The 5,739-nt window shown below is 29.4% G+C and carries 6 protein-coding genes; 1 reads left to right on the forward strand and 5 read right to left on the reverse strand.

Annotated elements, in window-relative coordinates:
• Nucleotides 1–131: 131 nt before the first annotated feature.
• A complete protein-coding gene (locus OM075_RS24130; protein ID WP_301193125.1) occupies nt 132–740 on the forward strand; it encodes an HPP family protein in 609 nt (202 codons plus the stop codon).
• Between the two features lie 310 nt (nt 741–1,050).
• Here OM075_RS24130 and OM075_RS24135 read toward each other — a convergent pair whose 3' ends face one another.
• The 5 genes from OM075_RS24135 to OM075_RS24155 form a co-directional block, all read right to left on the reverse strand.
• Entirely contained in the window at nt 1,051–1,452 is a 402-nt protein-coding gene (locus OM075_RS24135; protein ID WP_301193126.1) for a GFA family protein, read from the reverse strand.
• A 675-nt stretch (nt 1,453–2,127) separates the two neighbouring features.
• Nucleotides 2,128–2,640, reverse strand: a complete 513-nt coding sequence (locus OM075_RS24140) for a S1 RNA-binding domain-containing protein (RefSeq protein ID WP_301193127.1) — start codon at nt 2,638–2,640, stop codon at nt 2,128–2,130.
• Nucleotides 2,641–3,089: 449 nt separating this feature from the next.
• Nucleotides 3,090–3,488: a hypothetical protein gene (locus OM075_RS24145; RefSeq protein WP_301193128.1), complete on the reverse strand. Its 399-nt coding sequence runs from the start codon at nt 3,486–3,488 to the stop codon at nt 3,090–3,092.
• Between the two features lie 166 nt (nt 3,489–3,654).
• Complete coding sequence (locus OM075_RS24150) at nt 3,655–4,143, reverse strand: hypothetical protein (RefSeq protein ID WP_301193129.1); 489 nt, start codon at nt 4,141–4,143, stop codon at nt 3,655–3,657.
• Between the two features lie 186 nt (nt 4,144–4,329).
• Nucleotides 4,330–5,379, reverse strand: coding sequence for an AbiH family protein (locus OM075_RS24155; protein ID WP_301193130.1), 1,050 nt, complete (start codon nt 5,377–5,379; stop codon nt 4,330–4,332).
• Between the last annotated feature and the right edge of the window lie 360 nt (nt 5,380–5,739).

Here is a 5,739-nt window from a genome sequence, read left to right on the forward strand (position 1 = left end):
GGCATTTGTAGTATTACTCATTTGTTGGTTTGGAATCAATTACCTTCCGGCAGCGCAAAATAGTGTGCATGTTTATTCGAGTTAAACAATTCACGCTGAAATGAGTTTTCTTCCTATTGAATTAAATACCTATGGTTGTAAGAAAGATAAAAAGAAGCATACGCTTTTCTAAATATGTAATATACAGGGAAACTCTAATAGATTACAAGGAATTTCTATGGTCATTTATTGGTGCGTTTGTAGGTATCGGATTAATCGCATTTATACAAAGCACTCATCTTAGCGAGTTAGAAAATATATTTCTTATTGGTTCATTTGGAGCATCTAGTGTTTTGATATACGGAGCAGTTGAAAGTCCTTTAGCGCAACCACGGAATCTCATTGGAGGACATTTTATTTCTGCAATAATTGGCGTAACCATTTTTAAAATATTACCAGAAATAATATGGATTACAGCACCGTTAGCTGTTGCTACTTCAATAGTTGCAATGCAATTAACAAAAACGCTACATCCTCCCGGCGGAGCTACTGCACTAATTGCAGTTATTGGCACTGAGAAAGTCAAAGCTATCGGATATTTTTATGCAATTTCTCCAGTTTTATCAGGAGCTTTTATCTTATTTCTTGTTGCTTTAGTTTTTAATAATATGACTAAACACAGGACTTATCCAACCAATGGTAGAGTTAGAGAAGTTCTGAGAAAAATTAAATTAAAAATCAGTAACTATAAACAGTTTTGATAAGAACAAGCTGTCTGAATAAACTTGCTTCATCTAATTCTAATGCAGATTTACTTGATAATATCAATCAAGTAAATCTGCATTAGATAGATATATAGTATTTTACACCTCTCTATTTACAACGTTTATATAGCTTACATGATAATATTTTAAGTGCTGGCTTAAATTCTCATATCTATTACGTTTTTATAAACTGTTTTCATTTTAAGTTAGATAGTGCATTGTTTTTTTTAAAACTTTACTTTTATATTAATCTCCATTAAGTTTTTTATCGTTGTCTATTTGTATCCAAATACTGGAGCAAATCTTTTTACTCTGGAAAGCGTCCAAATTTATTTATTTCATCCAACGAATCTTCCCAGCTTGCTTTGTTTGAGAAAAAAATATGTGCATTAGGTCGTTTTTCTAATTTTGTATCTAAACATCCTGCTGGAACTACTAAAAGTTTACCGTCCATTTGTAAATTGGGCAGAGCTGAACCACAATTTGTACAAAAGGCTTTCACATGATTACTCTTATGTGGTTGGAATATTTTAATTTTCGTTTCTGTTTTTATCCATTCAAGTTTAGCTGTGGTGGAAAACAAATTTGCAGCATGAGCAGACCCTGTGTCTTTCCTACAATATCTGCAATGGCATAAATAAAAGCTATTAAAGTCACCTATTACTTTAAATTTAATTCCTTTGCATAAACAAGAACCCAAGTATTCCATTTGATATGTCCCTTTTTAAAATTATGATTATTTTGAAATCCATTTTCTAGTATTTTAAATTTTTTTGCGTACACTTTCCAATCTTTTCTTTAACCAGACGCATCTCTCTGTAAAACTAAGCACAACATATTTAAAAATAGATACAATAATTTTTGTAACATAAACTCATAAATATAATATGTAATCACGGCATATCATTAAGTTTCTATTATTATATTTCATTTTCCTATTTTGAAAATTTCTTATAATCAACATTAAAGAAGTGAGTAGTTTTATCATACGGATATTCCATTTGTCACTCCTTTTGTGAGACTATATTTAAGCAAATTTTCTTTAGTAACTTTGATAGAATTTAACGGAAACTTATTCTACTAAAATTCATATGAATTATAATATTATGATTGTTGAAATGATGGCATGAGTAATGGCATATAGAAAAATACCAGCAAGCATTAGAAATTATATTTATAGGTAGCACAAATATATATGCGCAAAAGCATTATGCTTAAAAAAATGATTATTCAGATTCCAATAAAAAGTTTTGCACCCTGCAATAGTGTTGTTTAGCCGACAAAATGAAATATTGCAGTGTGCAATCCTATTATTTGCAATCTTAATTAGGGGAATTCTTTGCTTTTCTAGCTATTTCTATAAAAAGGTAGCACCTTTTTTGAATTATCTTGGGTTTAAAAAAATACGCTCACGGTCGCTATCAATGCTAAGAATTATCACTTCTAACTCATCGCCTTTGCTTAGTTTTTCCATTTCTAACTGTTCTTGTATATCCATTGGAAAGATATGACCGCTTACACCACCATCTAATTTTACAAAAACACCTATGGTAGTAATACCATCGATGGTTCCGGTAATTGTATCTTTCACTTTATATTTGGATGCAAACTGTTCCCATGGATTGGGCTGACATCGTTTTAAGCTTAAAGAGAGATCTTTTCTTGTGTTATTAAAATCGATTACATATGCCTCAATAGGATCACCAACACTCAACAAATGCGAAGGGTGGATGTTATGGTTTAACCAACTCAATTCCGAAACATATATAATGCCTTTGATACTATTTTCAACTTCAACAAGGCATCCATAATCGCGAATCTCAGTGACAAATCCATTTACAAGGTCTCCTTCTGAATAATTTAGTGTGCCATCCGAAGGGCTTAATTCTGATTTCATGTTACGATTGAATAATTAATAGTTGCTTAATCCAATTTGTACAAGTTCTGGTATAAAAAAGGTTTGCAAAGATAGAAGACAAAAGGTAAATATCATAAGCTTGTAGTACGACTTTTAATAATGTACATTTTTAGGGACAGCTGTTTTTATACTGGGAAAGAAAATAGTTGTGGCTTCAAGCAGTGAAACCAAAAAAATGCTTAATTAGATGGTTAAAATAGTTTTATGTACTTACTTTGCTAAGTATTTAAATATTGAAGATACCAATGGAATGTAGAGAGAATTGTGGTGCCTGTTGTATTGTACCAAGTATATCATCACCAATACCGGGTATGCCTGATGGCAAACCATTTTAACGTCATTGTAATAGTTCATTCTAAAAAGTACTAACTTCTACTTATATATTAACACATTGATCTGAAATAAATATAAACCTGCGTATTTTGGAACTAATTATTATTGCTCATTCTAAGAAATTGAATTTTTTCATTATTCTTTTCAAGCTTAAGTTCTCTTCTTAAATCATTTCTTAATGAAATTAAAAGTGGCTCTAGATCTGCACTGTTTTTTTCCGAAATATCGTTTGCAAATTTTTTAACTAAATTTACCTGTTGTACATTTCCCATCAATTGTATTTCTGCAACAATATCTTCTAGGTCTTTTCCTACTTGACTGGGTTTTCGTTGAATACAGTTTTCTATTTTTATGTATGTTTTTATTAAAAAATCTATCCGTTTGTTCCGCTTTGCATTATCGATATCATTTTTCTGTTTCAATAAATATCCAACGATCCATCCTATTGTAGGAATGGCTACAGTTATGATTAATTTCCAAAATTCAAGATTCATATTATTGATATAAAGGGTAGAGTATTTGTGCGTTTTGTGGGTCTATCTAACTACAAATTTTACATTTTGATTTTCTAATGATATTAGAACAACATCCCCCAATCGTCATTTATTAGCAATTTACATCCATTATAATATTATTATTTAGCAATCATTTGTATTCCATTTAGTCTAAAACCGGATGGATTCTCAAATAAAATTTTTTAAATCTTATTTTCAGCTTTTTGAAATCATTCTTATTGTCTTTATAATATTTCAAATAGGTCTCATCTTGATTAACAAATGAATTCATGGCAAATCCTAATCCATCAGTTTTTGCATCTAATTTCTTGGCAGTGTTATGCAAACAACGAAATCGAATACGTGTACAAATACCTTTAAACTTGTTACCTTTCTTTTTAAAGTCCACTGTTTTATTACAAAATGAAGATATTCCAATTGGATTAAAATCATCTGAATGAAATCTAATATTAGGTCTCTCATTCGTTTTTTTATATTCAAATAGCTGAGAGTAAGTATACCCAAACAAATCAGAATAGATTCTCCTATTTTCTTCTTTAATTTTGGAAAATGGTTTTGTCACAAAAACTAGAATTGTTATAGTTCCAGATATTATACCGACAAACAGTCCAATATTCGCAATGCTCAGTTCCATATTTATATAATTTATTATTTATGCTAATTGCGTTTTATGGTTTGATACACAATAGATTGGACATATGATACGTTGCGCTTTTTCATTCTTTCACAAAGTTAATTATCTTTGTCTGAACTCCTAATCTCTCCATCGTCAATAACCTAACTATCAATCTATTATGATGGTGTGTATGCACTGTTCTTTTTACTCTTTTACAAATCTTTTTAATGGCACACTTTCGGATTCAGAATGTATTAAATTCCTCATTTTATGCCTTGTATCTGCTCTAAAATGTCCAGAAATTTCCATTGTTTTTTCAAAAAAATCATTTTTTCCCAAACCATATTCGTAATATAAAATCTTTATATCGACACAGTTTATATGTCCAAACATATTACTTAATAAAATCCTATCAGATAACCCACAAGAATGACCCATTATATAAACTTCAAATATATCTGACTCAACAAACTTCGTGAATTGTTTATAATTAATAGTTTTAAGGTAATTGAAAGATTTAAAATGTTTCAAAAATTTATTTGAGTTTAATCTTTCTATTTTATCGTAATAAAAATCCATTTCATCTCCATAACCAAAAACAATTGGATTATCATAATCATATAACTTTCCATGTATATAATTCACAAAATATGATTGTGTATTATTTTTAAGATAGTTTTCTATAGTTGAAGTGTAATTAAAATTTAAAAAATATACAGACTCTTCCTCAGTCTTCACCTTCTCGAAGATACTATCTATATGTGAACCTATTTCTTCATCGATTTTATCGTTTTGCTTTTCTACAATAAATAAATATTCAATCAAATTACACCTTAATTCTTCAAATCCCTCATTCAGTTTATCAACTTGAATGTCTATAAATTCAGATTGATGAATATTTGCATGTTCAACCTTCTTATAAAGTTCAATTAAAGAACGATAATATAAAGATTCAATATCAACCCAATTATTGATATTAATTCCAAAGAGAATATTTTCTATTAATGATAATTTATAGCTTAATTCTACTCCTGGAAGCTTTTCTTTAAAGTATTTAAAATCTTCAATAGTTTTAAACTCATTTATATGATAATTAGTAGATGTTGTTATTTTCAATAATGCATCTTCATAATAGCGATGTTTCATCGCCTCTTGAGCAACTCTATTTAAATACCAAATAATAAAATCTGAATATCTAGTTTCCAATTTATGTGCAAGGTCAAATCCATTGCCTATTAAAACAATCTTATTCATTAATGATATACATAATTAATTTCTATTTAAAAACTGAGATACTCAAATCATGCCTTTTTATCCTTTGTGCCACTAAACTAATTATCAATAATTTCACATTTTTCAATTTAAAGTTAGTATAAGCGACTATATCGGAATAATAGTGTCTAACGGAAAGTATATGCAAATGCGGGCGATTGCGAGCTTCAAACTTATCAAACCGTGAAAATTAAAACGGGCTACAACCCTTGAAATTAGTACTTTATCGCCCATTTTGTATATACAGTGTTGAACTAAACCTCCTACGTCGGTAGACAAGGAGGTTTAGACGGTAAATTACCGCATCTTTGTATTGTAATTTTAATAAACTGATTAAAGATG

Source organism: Plebeiibacterium sediminum (assembly GCF_026013605.1).
Classification (GTDB): Bacteria; Bacteroidota; Bacteroidia; order Bacteroidales; family Marinilabiliaceae; genus Saccharicrinis; species Saccharicrinis sediminus.